12 protein-coding genes and 1 pseudogene are annotated in these 13,408 nt (G+C 69.6%); 4 read left to right on the top strand and 9 right to left on the bottom strand.

Annotated features, from left to right (window positions below):
* Positions 1–14 precede the first annotated feature (14 nt).
* The 3 genes and pseudogenes from ACO0M4_RS03295 (at position 15) to ACO0M4_RS03285 (ending at position 1,764) form a co-directional block, all read left to right on the top strand.
* Positions 15–1,260: pseudogene (locus ACO0M4_RS03295) on the top strand (RNA-guided endonuclease InsQ/TnpB family protein).
* A gap of 10 nt (positions 1,261–1,270) precedes the next feature.
* On the top strand, positions 1,271–1,450 hold the full coding sequence (locus ACO0M4_RS03290; protein ID WP_430368081.1) for a type II toxin-antitoxin system RelE family toxin: 180 nt from the start codon (positions 1,271–1,273) through the stop codon (positions 1,448–1,450).
* The gene (locus ACO0M4_RS03285; protein WP_430371224.1) at positions 1,378–1,764 is read left to right on the top strand and encodes an alpha/beta fold hydrolase; all 387 of its coding nucleotides are present in this window, start codon (positions 1,378–1,380) and stop codon (positions 1,762–1,764) included. The genes ACO0M4_RS03290 and ACO0M4_RS03285 overlap by 73 nt, the downstream gene beginning before the upstream one ends.
* Before the next feature lie 14 nt (positions 1,765–1,778).
* On the opposite strand, the gene ACO0M4_RS03280 is transcribed toward ACO0M4_RS03285, so the two are convergent.
* Positions 1,779–2,627 (bottom strand): thioesterase family protein, encoded by an 849-nt coding sequence (locus ACO0M4_RS03280; RefSeq protein WP_430368079.1) that lies wholly within the window; start codon positions 2,625–2,627, stop codon positions 1,779–1,781.
* Positions 2,628–2,743: 116 nt separating this feature from the next.
* Between ACO0M4_RS03280 and ACO0M4_RS03275 the strand changes: the two genes are divergently transcribed.
* Complete coding sequence (locus ACO0M4_RS03275; RefSeq protein ID WP_430368077.1) at positions 2,744–3,415, top strand: trimeric intracellular cation channel family protein; 672 nt, start codon at positions 2,744–2,746, stop codon at positions 3,413–3,415.
* A gap of 4 nt (positions 3,416–3,419) precedes the next feature.
* On the opposite strand, the gene ACO0M4_RS03270 is transcribed toward ACO0M4_RS03275, so the two are convergent.
* The 8 genes from ACO0M4_RS03270 to ACO0M4_RS03235 form a co-directional block, all read right to left on the bottom strand.
* On the bottom strand, positions 3,420–4,829 hold the full coding sequence (locus tag ACO0M4_RS03270; RefSeq protein ID WP_430368075.1) for a M1 family metallopeptidase: 1,410 nt from the start codon (positions 4,827–4,829) through the stop codon (positions 3,420–3,422).
* A 99-nt stretch (positions 4,830–4,928) separates the two neighbouring features.
* The gene (locus tag ACO0M4_RS03265; RefSeq protein ID WP_430368073.1) at positions 4,929–6,101 is read right to left on the bottom strand and encodes an ABC transporter ATP-binding protein; all 1,173 of its coding nucleotides are present in this window, start codon (positions 6,099–6,101) and stop codon (positions 4,929–4,931) included.
* On the bottom strand, positions 6,098–7,192 hold the full coding sequence (locus ACO0M4_RS03260; RefSeq protein WP_430371222.1) for an ABC transporter ATP-binding protein: 1,095 nt from the start codon (positions 7,190–7,192) through the stop codon (positions 6,098–6,100). Before ACO0M4_RS03260 ends, ACO0M4_RS03265 begins: the two co-directional genes overlap by 4 nt.
* 104 nt (positions 7,193–7,296) lie before the next feature.
* Positions 7,297–8,307: an ABC transporter permease gene (locus tag ACO0M4_RS03255; protein WP_430368072.1), complete on the bottom strand. Its 1,011-nt coding sequence runs from the start codon at positions 8,305–8,307 to the stop codon at positions 7,297–7,299.
* A 78-nt stretch (positions 8,308–8,385) separates the two neighbouring features.
* A complete protein-coding gene (locus ACO0M4_RS03250; RefSeq protein WP_430368070.1) occupies positions 8,386–10,134 on the bottom strand; it encodes an ABC transporter substrate-binding protein in 1,749 nt (582 codons plus the stop codon).
* Positions 10,135–10,225: 91 nt separating this feature from the next.
* Positions 10,226–11,224: an ABC transporter permease gene (locus ACO0M4_RS03245; RefSeq protein WP_430368068.1), complete on the bottom strand. Its 999-nt coding sequence runs from the start codon at positions 11,222–11,224 to the stop codon at positions 10,226–10,228.
* 409 nt (positions 11,225–11,633) lie between these two features.
* Complete coding sequence (locus ACO0M4_RS03240; RefSeq protein WP_430368066.1) at positions 11,634–12,425, bottom strand: enhanced serine sensitivity protein SseB C-terminal domain-containing protein; 792 nt, start codon at positions 12,423–12,425, stop codon at positions 11,634–11,636.
* Positions 12,426–12,478: 53 nt separating this feature from the next.
* Positions 12,479–13,324, bottom strand: a complete 846-nt coding sequence (locus tag ACO0M4_RS03235) for an enhanced serine sensitivity protein SseB (protein ID WP_430368065.1) — start codon at positions 13,322–13,324, stop codon at positions 12,479–12,481.
* Positions 13,325–13,408: the final 84 nt, after the last annotated feature.

Genomic DNA, 13,408 nt, shown 5'->3' with positions numbered 1-13,408 from the left:
GTAGGATCTTGGTCATGCAGCTCCGCTACAACTACCGGGCCTACCCGGATGCCTCCCAGCGCCGTGCGCTGGCGAGTGCGTTCGGGTGCGCCCGCGTGGTGTGGAACGACTGCCTGCGCGACCGGAAGGAAGCGCACGCCGCGGGGCTGCCGTACGTGAAGTCGGCCGAGCTGTCCCGGCTTCGCATCACCCAGGCCAAGCGCACTGAGGAACGTGCCTGGCTCGCCGATGTGTCGGCGGTCGTCCTGCAACAGTCTCTGCGGGATCTGGACACCGCCTACAAGAACTTCTTCGACTCGATCAAGGGCAAGCGGCAGGGCCGGAAGGTCGGCCCTCCCCGCTACAAATCGAAGAAAGACACCCGGCAGTCGATCCGCCTCAACACCAACGCCTTCTCCCTCCAGGACGACGACACGGTGTACGTGGCCAAGGTCGGTGACCTCAAGGTCACGTGGTCCCGCGCACTTCCGGCCGCACCCACATCCCTGACCGTCACCAAAGACAGCTCCGGCCGGTACTTCCTGGAGCTTCGTCGTGGACACCGAGCCGGACATCCTCCCCGACCTGGAGACCGACACCGGTATCGACCTCGGCCTGTCCGCCTTCGCCGTCCTGTCCGACGGCAGCAAGATCAACAGCCCCCGCTTCCTGCGCCGGGCCGAGAAGAAGCTCAAGCGCCTTCAGCGGGAGCTGTCCCGCAAGGCCAAGGGATCGAAGAACCGGGCCAAGGCCCGAATCAAGGTCGCACGCCAGCACGCCAAGGTGGCGGACCGGCGCCGGGACTGGCACCACAAGGCATCCACACAGATCATCCGCGACAACCAAGCGGTGTATGTGGAAGACCTCGCGGTGTCCGGTCTCGCACGCACCCCTCTCGCCAAGTCCGTGCACGACGCGGGATGGTCCGCGTTCGTCGGCATGCTGGAGTACAAAGCGGTCAAGCACGGCCGAACCTTCTCCAAGGTGGACCGGGCCTTCCCCTCCTCTCAGGTCTGCTCGGCCTGCGGATTCCGGGACGGCCCGAAGCCTCTCCACGTCCGTGAGTGGGCGTGCGCAGAGTGCGGCACGGTGCACGACCGCGACCACAACGCAGCCCGCAATGTCCTCTTCGAAGGACGCCGTATCGTCGCCGCCGGACGGGCGAAGACGCTAAACGCCTGTGGAGCGCCGGTAAGACGGGCACACGTGCCCGCGCAGCGCGGTGAAGCAGGAAGCCCCCGGAAGGGTCAGACGACCCAGGCCGGAATCCCTGGACTTTAGGCCAGGGAGCATGTCAAGCCAGCTCTTCGTCTCCATCGACCTGTTAGCGAAGTGCCCGCGGCCTGAAGGGTCGATCCCCTATGGCTCACCGGACCTGCGCCGTATCCACAGCGGCAGATATCGCGCCCTCTACGAAATCAGCGACACCACGGTGACGGTCATCGTCATCCACGCGGGACGGGCGGCCTGACTCAGCGCCCGGCGCCGGTGCGGGAGTTCACCGACCCGCCAGTTCCCGGCCAGGGGCAGGCCGCGTTCTACCGGCAGATCGAGCAGAACGACCAGCGGTTCACCGACGAGGTGGCCGGGCGGTACGGGGAGATCGCGGTGCCGGTGCTGATCTGTTGGGGCACTGAGGACACCTGGATCCCGGTCGCCAAGGGGCACGAACTGGCGGCCCGCATCCCCGGGGCGCGGCTGCGGCTGATCGAGGGCGCGGGCCACCTGGCGCAGGAGGACGCACCGGGCGAACTGGCGGTGGCGCTGCGGGAGTTCGTGGGGTAGCCGGGGGCGTCCGGCTACTTCACCAGGACCGTGCGGGCCAGCTGGCGGGACTGGGCGACCAGCCGGTCCGCGGAGTCCCAGACCTCGGCGTCCTCCTCCAGGAAGCCGCCGGCCAGGTTGCGGGTGGTGATGGACACCCGGAGCGGGCCGGGCGCCGGGCGGTGGCGGACGTGACAGGTCAACTCGACGGTGGGGACCCAGCCGCGCAGACCCAGCTCGAAGGCGGTGGGCGGCAGGGCGTCGACGGTCAGGAGGAGGGAGAGCGGGTCGGGCTCGCGGCCGTCGGCCAGGCCGAACCAGCCGCGCATCTCGCCCTTGCCGGACGGGGCGCCCACCGCCCAGCCCACGGTCGCCGGGTCGAGCCGGATGTCCAGCCGCTCGGCGATCGCGGTGCTGCCGGGGATGGCCGGCCGGTCGCCGGGCGCGCTGTCCGTGCCCAGGCAGTGCTCGTAGGGCGGGAGGGCCGGGGGCTTGGCGGTGGTGCGGACGTCGTCGGGGAGGGCGGCGAGGTCACCGTAGGTGGCGAGCACCCGCATCCGCTCGACCTCGGTGCCGTCGTCGGCGAACTGGACGAGGGTGGCGGTGCCGGTGGACAGGGTGCGGCCGGTGCGGACCACGTCCGTGCGGACGACCGCGGGGCCGGGGGCGGAGGCCGTGAGGTAGTGCGCGGTGATGGTGAGCGGGTCCGGGTGCGGGAGCGCGTCGCCCAGGGCGCGGCCCATCAGGGCGAGGAGGTAGCCGCCGTTGACCGCGTTGATGATCGTCCAGCCCGCGGAGAGGTGGGTGTCGTAGACGCCCGGGGCGCTCCGGGTGACCGCGGTGTCGCGGTCGAACTCGCTGTTTCCTGCGGTCACCGATGCCATGGCGGCACGCTACACGGATTTATTACCGACCGGTAGTGTCAAATTCAAGGAACGGGCGGGGGCCGGGTGAGGAACGCGGCCAGAGCGATCCACTCCGCTGCTGTCATCATGACCGCATGCTTCATGTGCTCTACCTGATCGGGGTCGCGGCCTTCGCCGCGAGCGGCGTGCTGGCGGCCTACCGCGCCAACATGGATCCGTTCGGCGGTCTGGTCCTGGCGTTCGCCGCCTCCATCTCCGGCGGCACGCTGCGCGATCTGATCCTGGACCGCCGGCCGCTGTACTGGACGCACGACTGGGTACTGCTGACGGTGATCATCTGCGTCGGCGTGGGCACCATGGTCTATCTGCGCTTCTGGTCGCTGCCGCGCAAATCGCTGCTGGTGGTCGACGCGATCGGGCTCTCCGTGGTCACGGTGATCGGGGCCCGGGCGGCGATCTCGGCGGGTGCCACCCCGCTCGCGGTGGTCATCCTGGCGGTGCTGACCGGCGTCGCCGGCGAGGTGATCCGCGATGTGCTGTGCGGGGAGTTCCCGCCGCTGCTGCTGCGGGAGGACGTCTACGCCATCGCGGCGCTGGCCGGTGCCTGCTGCTACCTGCTGATGGACCGCCTCGGGGCCGGGGCCAACCCCGCCGCAGTGGTCTCGGCGGGGTTGGTGTTCGCACTCCGGATGGGAGCGCTCTATCTGGGGCTGCACCTGCCCCGGCCGCAGCAGCTGCGCGACCGGGGCCGAAAGGACCAGAAGGACCCGAAGGGCCAGAAGGACGCTGCCGCCGGCGCCGAGTAGCCGGTCACTCCCCCGGCAGCGCGGGGCGGCTCTGGGTGTCCAGCCAGGTGTGGAAGAGGTCCCCGAGCCGCTGCCCGGAGACCTTCTCGGCCAGCGCGATGAAGTCGGCGGTGTCCGCGTTGCCGTAGCGGTGCCGGGCGGTCCAGGCCGGCAGCAGCCGGAAGAACGCCCGGTCGCCGATGCGTTCGCGCAGCGCCTGGAGGGTCATGGCGCCGCGCTCGTAGACCGCGTCGGAGAACATGGTGTCCCGCTGCGGGTCGGAGACCTTGATCTTCCAGAAGGCGTCGTCGGCTGGGGCGGCCGCGTACGCCTTGCGGAACGCGTCGTGGGCGGTGGTGGTGCCGCGGTGCTCGGCCCACAGCCACTGGGCGTAGGTGGCGAAGCCCTCGTTGAGCCAGATGTCCTTCCACTGCCGGACCGAGACCGAGTCGCCGAACCACTGGTGGGCCAGTTCGTGGACGATGGTGGTCTCGCTGCGGACCGCCGAGTAGGCCGGTTTGGACTGCACCTCCAAGGAGAAGCCGGCCTGCGGCATGTCGTCCACGATCGCGCCGGTCTCCTCGAAGGGGTACGGCCCAAAGATCTTCGACCAGTAGTCGGTGGCCTCCGCGGTGACGCCGTAGACGTCGACCTTGCCGGTCGGGAGGGTCGGGTCGGTGGCGACGTAGATGGGGGTGCCGCCCGGGGTGGTGCCGGTGCGGACGTCGAACTTCCCGATGGTGGCGGTGGCCAGGTACGGCGCCATCGGGCGGCTCTCGCGCCAGTGGAACCAGGCCCGGTCGCCGTGTTCGCCGGTGCCGACCAGCCGCCCGTTGGAGACCCCGGTCAGGCCCTTGGGGGCGTCGATCCGGATGTCGTAGGTGGCCTTCTCGTCCGGGTGGTCGCTGGAGGGGAACCACGTCGAGGCGGCGTTCGGCTCGCAGGCCACGAACACCCCGTCCTTGGTCTTCATCCAGCCGTACTGGGAGCCGAAGACGATCGGGCCGCTGAGCGGCTGGGGGACGCCGTGGTAGACGACGGTGACGGCGAAGCGTTCGCCGCGGGAGAGCGGGCGGCCGGGTCGGACGACGAGTTCGTCGCCGGTTCTGGAGAAGCGGGCGGGGCGGCCGTCGACCCGGACCTGGTCGACGGTCAGCTTCTGGAGGTCCAGGTCGAACGAGGAGAGGTTCTGGGTGGCCCGGGCGGACACCGTGGCCCGGCCGTCGAGCCGGCCGGAGTCCGGGTGGTAGCTGACGCCCAGGTCGTAGTGGAGGGGCGTGTAGCCGCCGTTGCCCAGGTTGGGGAAGTAGGGGTCACCGATGCCGGGGGCGCCCGGCGAGGCCGCCGGGGCCGCGGCGATGGTGGCGGCCGAGGCCACCGCGGTGGCCAGGGCGAGCCAGCGGGAAGAGCGACGCGCAGAACGGGAGAGTGCCATGAGCCGTCCCTTCGGGTACGCGGATGCAAGAAGAACAACCGCGCCGACTCTGCACTCTCCCGCCCGTCTTCACCAGCGACTTTGCCAAGTCGTCAGGCGTTACTGCCCGGTTGATGCCTTACCGCCCGAACTTTCGGTCGCCGCACCGGAGTTGTCTGCTCCGTCCTCGGGGTGGTGGCAGGCCACCTGGTGCCCGGTCCGCAGCTGGACCAGCGGCGGCTCGGTGGTGGTGCACTCCTCCGTCGCCTTCCAGCAGCGGGTGCGGAACCGGCAGCCGGACGGCGGGTTGATCGGCGAGGGGACGTCGCCCTTGAGCAGGATCCGGTCGCGCTTGGTGCGCCGCTTGGGGTCCGGCACCGGCACGGCCGAGAGCAGCGCCTTGGTGTACGGGTGCCTCGGCGACGCGTACAGCGCGTCGCGGTCGGCCAGTTCGACGATCTTGCCGAGGTACATCACCGCGATCCGGTCCGAGACGTGCCGGATGACCGAGAGGTCGTGGGCGATGATGACGTAGGTCAGGCCCAGCTCCTGCTGGAGGTCGTCCATGAGGTTGACGACCTGGGCCTGGATGGAGACGTCGAGGGCGGAGACCGGCTCGTCGGCGACCACCAGCTTGGGCTTGAGGGCCAGCGCCCGGGCGATCCCGATGCGCTGGCGCTGACCGCCGGAGAACTCGTGCGGATAGCGGTTGTAGTGCTCCGGGCTCAGGCCCACCAGCTCCAGCAGCCGCTGCACCTCCTTCTTGACCCCGCCCTCGGGCTCGACGCCCTGGAGCCGGAAGGGGGTGGAGACGATCCCGCCGATGGTGTGCCGCGGGTTCAGCGAACCGTACGGGTCCTGGAAGATCATCTGGACGTCGCGGCGGAGCGGGCGCAGCTTGCCCGCGGACAGGTGGGTGATGTCCTGCCCCTCGAACTCGATGGCGCCGCCGGTCGGTTCGTCGAGCCGGGTGATCAGCCGACCCATCGTCGACTTGCCGCAGCCGGACTCGCCGACCACGCCCAGGGTCTCCCCGGCGAAGACGTCGAAGTCGATCCCGTCGACCGCCTGGACGGCGCCGACCGTGCGCTTGAGCAGGCCCTTGGTGATCGGGAAGTGCCGGACCAGGCCGCGGACCTTGAGCAGCGGCCGGTCCTGCGTCGGGTTCCCGGTGGCCGGGGCGCTCTCGGTCGTCTCGGCCGTCTCGGTCGCCTTGGCCGCCTCGTTGGCCTCGGTCGTCCCGGCCGCCTCGTTGGCCTCGGTCGTCTCGGTCGTCTCGTTGGTCTCGGTCACAGCTTCGGCGCAATCTCTTCGGTCCAGATACGCTGCCGCTCCTCCTGCGGCAGGTGGCAGGCCGAGAAGTGCCGGCCGTCGACCTGCTGCAGTTCGGGGCGCACCGTGCGGGTGACGTCGTCCTTGGGGACGTCCGCGTACGGGCAACGGGGGTTGAAGGCACAGCCGGACGGCACGTTGATCAGGCTGGGCGGCGAGCCCTTGACCGGGATCAGCCGTTCGGTCTGGTCACGGTCGATCCGCGGCATGGAGCCGAGCAGGCCCCAGGTGTAGGGGTGCTGCGGGGTGCCGAACACCTCGTCCGAAGGGCCCCGTTCCACGCACCGGCCGCCGTACATCACCAGCAGGTCGTCGGCGATCTCGGCGACCACGCCCAGGTCGTGGGTGATGATGATGACCGCCGAGCCGAACTCCTTCTGCAGATCGCGGATCAGGTCCAGGATCTGCGCCTGGACGGTGACGTCCAGGGCAGTGGTGGGCTCGTCCGCGATCAGCAGCTCGGGGTTGTTGACCAGCGCCATCGCGATCATGGCGCGCTGGCGCATACCGCCGGAGAACTGGTGCGGATGGTCGTCCACCCGCTTGTCGGGCTGCGGGATGCCGACCCGGTCGAGCATCTCGACGGCCCGCTTGCGCGCGGTCTTCTTGTCGACGTCGTGGTGGACCCGGTACGCCTCCACGATCTGCTGGCCGACCGTGTAGAAGGGGTGCAGTGCGGACAGTGGATCCTGGAAGATCATCGCCATCTCGCGGCCGCGCAGCCGACGCACCTCGTCGGGGTCGGCGCCGACCAACTCCTTGCCGTCCAGCCAGATCTCGCCGGACATCCGGACCTTGTTGCGCTGCTGGCGGGAGGCCCGGTGCAGACCCATGATCGCCAGCGAGGTCACCGACTTGCCGGAGCCGGACTCGCCGACGATGCCGAGCGTCTTGCCCTTCTCCAGGCTGAAGGTCAGCCCGTCGACGGACTTCACCAGGCCGTCGTCGGTGGCGAAGTGCACCTTCAGGTCCCGCACTTCGAGGAAGGCGGAGGGGGTCCCGGCCGCGACGGGCCCGGTCGCCTCGGCCCCGGCGGACTCGCCCCCGGTCACCTCGGCCTTCGCCGGCTCCTCGGCCTTCGTCGGCTCTGCGGCCTTCGCCGGCTCCTCGGCGGCCGGCTTCTCGGCCGCCGTGGTCTTGTCCTCGGAAGAGTCGGTCACGAGAGCCTCACCCGCGGGTCGACGGCGGCGTACAGAAGGTCCACCACCAGGTTGCAAAGGACGACGAAGAACGCGGCGAGCAGCGTGACGCCGAGCACGTTCGGCAGGTCGTTGGCGTTGATGGAGTCCACCGCGAAGGCGCCGACTCCCTTGAGCGAGAAGACCTGTTCGGTGATGAGCGCACCACCGAGCAGCAGCCCCAGGTCCATGCCGAAGACGGTCATGATCGGGGTGAGCGCGGCCCGCAGACCGTGCCGCACCACCACCCGGCGCTCCCGCAGGCCCTTGGCGCGGGCGGTGCGGATGTAGTCCTCGCTGAGCGTCTCCAGCATGCCGGCCCGGGTGAGCCGGGCGTAGAGCGCCGAGTAGAGGAAGGCCAGGGTGACCCAGGGCAGGACCAGGGTCCGGGCCCAGCCCAACGGGTCGTCCAGCAGCGGCACGTAGTCGCTGCGTTCGAAGAGCGGCCACTGGTAGGTGAACAGGGCCAGCGCCAGCGCGCCGGTGAAGAACATCGGGAGCGAGACGCCGGCCAACGCCACGCCCATCGCCAGCCGGTCGAAGACCGAACCGGGGCGGAGCGCGGAGAGCACACCGGTGGCGACACCGGAGACGACCCACAGCACCGCGGCACCGGCGGCCAGCGACAGGGTCACCGGGAGCCGGGACTGGATCTCGGGCCAGACCTCGATGTGCGTCTTGAAGGAGTAACCGAAGCACGGCACGTGACAGGTGGCCGAGTCCGGTCCGAACTTGTAGTCGACGCCGACGAAGATGCCCTTGATGAAGTCCCAGTACTGCTCGTACACGGGCTTGTCCAGGCCGAGGTTCTGCTTGACCGCGGCGATGTCCGCGGGCGTGGGGGCCTTTCCGATGTACTGCTGGGCAAGCTGGTCGGTGCTCTGCCCGGCCAGTTTCGGCAGCAGGAAGAAGATGCCGAAAGTGACCGCGCTGACGATCAGCAACAGGATTACTGCGCTGATCAACCTGCGGATGATGTACGAGAACACGGGGATGCGGCGCCGGTGCCGCGGGCCGGGAGCGTCCGGCCCGCGAGCACCAATGCCTTCACCTGCCTTCCAGGGCTGCTACTTCTTGACGCCGATGTTGAGGTAGTCGTACTCACCGCTGAAGGCCGAGGTGGACACCATGTTGGTGGCCTTGGGCGAGCGGTACATCAGGACCTTGAAGTAGGTCAGCGGGACGATCGCCGCCTGCTCCATCGCCTTCCGGTCGATGTCCCCGTACGCCTTCTCGCGAGCGGCCTGGTCGGTGTTGGCGATGGCGGTGTCGAGCAGCTTGTTGATGTCCGGGTCGTCCAGCTGGGACAGGTTGGAGTTGCCGGACTGGCTGATCGCCTTGCCGTTCAGGATCTGCTGGAGGTAGCCGTAGCCGGTGGGGAAGTCGGCGCCCCACTGCATCATCATCAGACCGACGTTGTTGGACTTGGTGAACGCCGGCACACCGGCGTAGTCCGAGAAGTACTTGCTGGTCGGGTACGACTGGATCTTGGCGTTGACGCCGATCTTCTTCAGCGAGCCGATCACCGAGGTGGCCGCGTCGACCTCGTCCTGGCGGTCGTTGCGCGCCAGGATCGTGGTGCTGACGTTGCCGGCACCGCACTTCTTCCAGTGCGCCTTGGCCTCGGTCAGGTCCAGGTTGTCGCCGGTGTACTTCTGCGGGTACAGGTCGAACTTCTGGTAGCCGGCGATGTCCGTCGGCAGGACCGTGGAGGCGATGTCACCGCGGATCGGGCCGCCGAGCGCGGTCTGCACGGCCTTCTTGTCGATGGCGTACTCGACGGCCTTGCGGCACTCGACGTTGTCGAACGGCGCGACCTTGGTGTTGATCGCCGTGTAGACCAGGCGCTGACCGAGCGCGTTGTCGGTGTGGCCCTTCTGCGAGGGGTCGGTCAGCAGCTGGGCCTGGGTCTGGCCATCGACGCCGCGACCGGCCATGTCGACCATGGTGTTACCGGACTGGAGGTCCTTGTCGATGGTCGACTGCGCGACCTTCAGGTTGAGGACGATCTTCTCCGGCAGCTGCTTGCGCAGCGGGTCGGTCGCGGCCGACCACTGCGGGTTGCGGACCAGGGTGAGCTGCTTGCCCTCCTGGTAGCTCTCGAACTTGTACGAGCCCGTGGACGCCACGTGCTTGGTGTAGTCCGCGCCCTTGTCCTGGGCCTGCGGGACCGGGGCGGTCTGCGGGGCGCTGACCAGGTAGTCGAACTCCGCGAACGGCTTGTTCAGGTGGAAGACGATGGTCTGCGCGTCGGGCGTCTCTATGGACTTGAGCCCTTCCTTGCTCTTGTCCTTGTAGGGGCCCTTGTAGCCGCCGTCGTTGTCCTGGAGGAACTGCTGGAAGTAGTTCGGGCCCAGGGAGAGGGTGTCGCGGGCGAAGTTGCTGCGCTCCACCGCGTACTTGACGTCCTGGGACGTGACGGGGGTCCCGTCGTCGAACTTCACGCCCTTGCGCAGCTTGTACGTCCAGGTCTTGCCGCCGTCGCTGGGCTTGCCCATCGACTCGGCGAGGTCCGGGGCGAGTTGCTCGCCCTTGGTGCCGGGACCCGGCTTGAAGGTGGTGAGCGGGCGCGCGTACAGGCGGCTGAAGTTGTAGACGAAGGCGTAGTAGGTGTTGCCCGGGTCGAAGGACTCGGGGGCGTCGCTCATCGCGTAGGTGACGGTGCCCCCCTTCTCGTCCGAGGCGTTGACGACGCCCTTGGTAGCAGCGTTGGCCCCGGCCGAGCTGTCGGAGGAACCCTTTCCGCTGCAGCCGGCCAGCAAAAGGCCCGCACTGGTGATGGCCGCGACAGTCGCGACCGGAAGTGACCTTCGCATGATGCTCGGTGTCCCCTTCGTTCGTCGTGAAACGTCAATTCGAAACGGCAGTAACAAAGGTGTGCGCCCGGTCAAGGGGCCTGGCAGCCGCTCACCGGCTGCGCGGGTCCAACGCGTCCCTCAGACCGTCACCGAGCAGGTTGAACGCGAGCACGGTGACGAAGATCGCGAGGCCGGGGACGATCATGTATTGGGGATCGACCTCGTAGTACTTGACCGCCTGGGTGAGCGTGCCGCCCCAGGACGACTGGGGTGGCTGGATACCGACGCCCAGGAAGCTCAGCGCCGCCTCGAAGAGGATGTTGGAGGGGATGAGCAGCGTCGAGTAGACGATGATCGGTCCCACGAGGTTGGGCAGGAGTTCTCGGAAGAGGATGAACGGCCCGCGGGCGCCCAGACCGCGGGCGGCGGAGACGAACTCCCGCTCCCGCAGCGACAGGGTCTGGGCCCGCACGATCCGGCCCATGTAGGGCCAGTTGAAGAAGCCGATCACGAAGATCAGGACCGAGATGTGCAGCGGCAGGCCGTCCAGGCCGAACGCGCCGCCCTGCAGCGATGCGGAGATCGCGATGGCGAACAGCAGCAGCGGGAAGGCCAGGAAGACGTCCATCAGCCGGCTGATGAAGGCGTCCACCCGCCCGCGGTAGAAGCCGGCGATCACGCCGAGGACGGTGCCGATGGCCACCGACAGCAGCGTTGCGCCGAACGCCACCAGCAGCGACACCCAGGATCCCTCCAGGATCCGGGAGAGCAGATCGCGGCCGAACTTGGGGTCCACGCCCAGGAGGTGGTCGGCGCTCATCCCGCCGAAGTCGCCCTTGGGGAGGGTGGTGTTGGGGTCGATCAGATCTTGGTGCGGCTGGTTCGGGTCCAGCCCGAACAGCGCCTGGAGCGGACGGGAGAGCGCGGCGATCAGGATGAGCAGGATGACAACGATGGCACCCGCCATCGCGACCTTGTCGCGACGGAAGCGCAGCCACGCGATCTGGCCGAGCGAACGCCCCTCGATCCGCTTGCTCTCCATGCCCTCCAGCACCGCTTCCGGCTGCGCCTCAGCAGCCGCCCCGGTGGTCTCAATCGGTGCGGTCACGGTGCTTCAGAACCCCTCCCGGCCGACGGGGTGGCCGGCCTGTGCCAGCCGCGGTAGCGGCCTGATCTCTGCGTCACTGGTGTTCCCCTGCCGCCATCCCCTCCGGGTCTCGCGGGAGTTGGCACTGCGGACGTGCCTGAGGTGCGCTTGACGCCGGTGGGGGATGACGCTCGTACAAAGGACCGAGGTCCTCGCTGCCCGGAGTCTTCATCCGACTCGCGATCACTCACCAGCCCTGACGGTGAATGGATGCGTAACTGTGATGTGGTCCGCGGCTTTCCGTTATACGAACAGGGGTGCGGACTGAGCGGTGCGCCGGAGGGCCGGAAGGGGCGTCAACCGCCGGGCGGATGGGGGGAATTCACCCCAAGATCGACAGCGGGCGGGGCCGCGCGGGCACCCGCCGGCGTCAGTACGGGCGGGGGTAGCCGTAACCGTAGGTAGGGCCGGGCACGGGCGGCTGGGCGTAGCCGTCGCGGTCGAAGAACGGACGGGCGCAGGCCCGCATCCACATCCCGACCGGGTCGTACTCGTCGTTCATGGCGACCGTGGAGACCGGCAGCCCGTCCGGCACGGCGCCCATCGACTGCTGGATCATCATCCGCGCGGCGTCCACCGACGGCTGCCCGGTGTCGTACAGGTCCAGCCCGATCGCCAGATACGGGGCGCCGAGGGCGGGTTGCACCCAGGCGCGGCGCAACGACCGCACCGGGAGCGTCCGGTGGGCGTTCTGCGCGAGCAGGGCGTAGAACTGCGGGATGTCGATGACCGGTTCGGAGATCCGCAGCGGGCCGGCGGGCAGGCGGTCGAGGCCGGCGGCGATCCGGCGCAGGTCGAGCCAGGGGACGCCGACCCCGCCGCCGGGAGCGTGCGGATTCAGCCACAGCCCCCAGCGGTCGGGGAAGAGGGCGGCGGCGATCTCGGGGCCGGTGACGAGTTCGTGGTCGCGGGTCCAGCCGGAGGCGGCGAGTTCGGCCGCGGAGGTCACACAGGGGGCGTAGCCCAGCCCGTCGACCTCCATGTTCCCGTACTGCGCATCGGGTTGTCCGGCCCGGCCGTGCCACAGGAGCATCCAGACCTGTCCGTGTGCGAGGGCCTGAAGCAGCGCCTCGTAGGCGTCATAGCGCCCGGGCGAGACCTGCCGCAGCATCTGCTCGACCTGGTCGGCCGCCGCCGCTCCCTGATGCGCACCCGCGCTCACGTGGTCCGTCCCTTCTGCCGGCAGGGCCTGCGCCCGCCCGTCGTTCCACCAGCTTACGAGTGGTCCCGGGTGTAGAAGGGCCGCACGCGCTCCAGCATCCAGTCGGCGACCGGGTCGCCCTGGGCGATGTCGAGCAGGACGAGTTGGACCGGCCAGGGCACCGGCACCTGGCCCAGCGCCCGGCCCAGCGCCGCGAGCACCTCGTCGCGGGCGCTGCCGTCGTGCAGCCGCTCGGGAGCGACCTCGATCTGCACGCCGACGAAGAGCGCCGGCGTGTCGCCCTCGACGCTGGCCAGCGTGCGCCGGGCGGTCAGCACGAACCCGGCGCCGGAGAACGCCAGGCCGGCGGCGGCCAGGAAGTCCACCGGCTCGTCCTGCCAGTCCGGTTCGAAGAGCCGCACCCGGGCGCCGCCGACCTGCGGGCCGGCCGGATCCGTCCACCCGATCCGACACAGTTCGGCCACCGCGGGCGGCGGCAGCGGGACACCGACGGTGCCGCCCGGATTGACCGCGATGCCCAGCAGCGGGGGCAGCCCGCGGGCGAACTCCTGCGCGGGCGCGACGGTGTACGACAGATGCGCGCCGACGACCTTCAGGAACTCCTGCTCGGAGCTGAAGACCGGGACGTACGCGGCGCCGCCGATCTCGACGGTCGACAGGTCCAGACCGGCCGCGCCGAGGCCGCCGCGCTCCGGGCCGCCGCCCTCGGGCAGCGGCACCCACACCCGGCTGCGGCCCAGCACCTCGACGATCCGGCCGCCGGCCTCGGGGTGTCCGACCGACGCGGCCAGCACCTCTTCCAGCTCGTTGGCCGGCCAAGCCAGCTGCGGTATCCCCGCGCCCGAGAGGTCCCCCGACACCGGACCGCCGTGCTGCGGGTAATTGTCCGGATAGTTCATCTCACCCACCCACTTACTGGCCGCGCTGCCCGGCCCCTGACCCTGGGGGCGGGCCCACAGGCCCGCCCGGTGGGTCAGACCCTA

The sequence above is a fragment of the Streptomyces sp. RGM 3693 genome (assembly GCF_050471125.1).
Taxonomy (GTDB): Bacteria; Actinomycetota; Actinomycetes; order Streptomycetales; family Streptomycetaceae; genus Streptomyces.
This window is presented reverse-complemented; position numbering and strand designations above follow the sequence as displayed.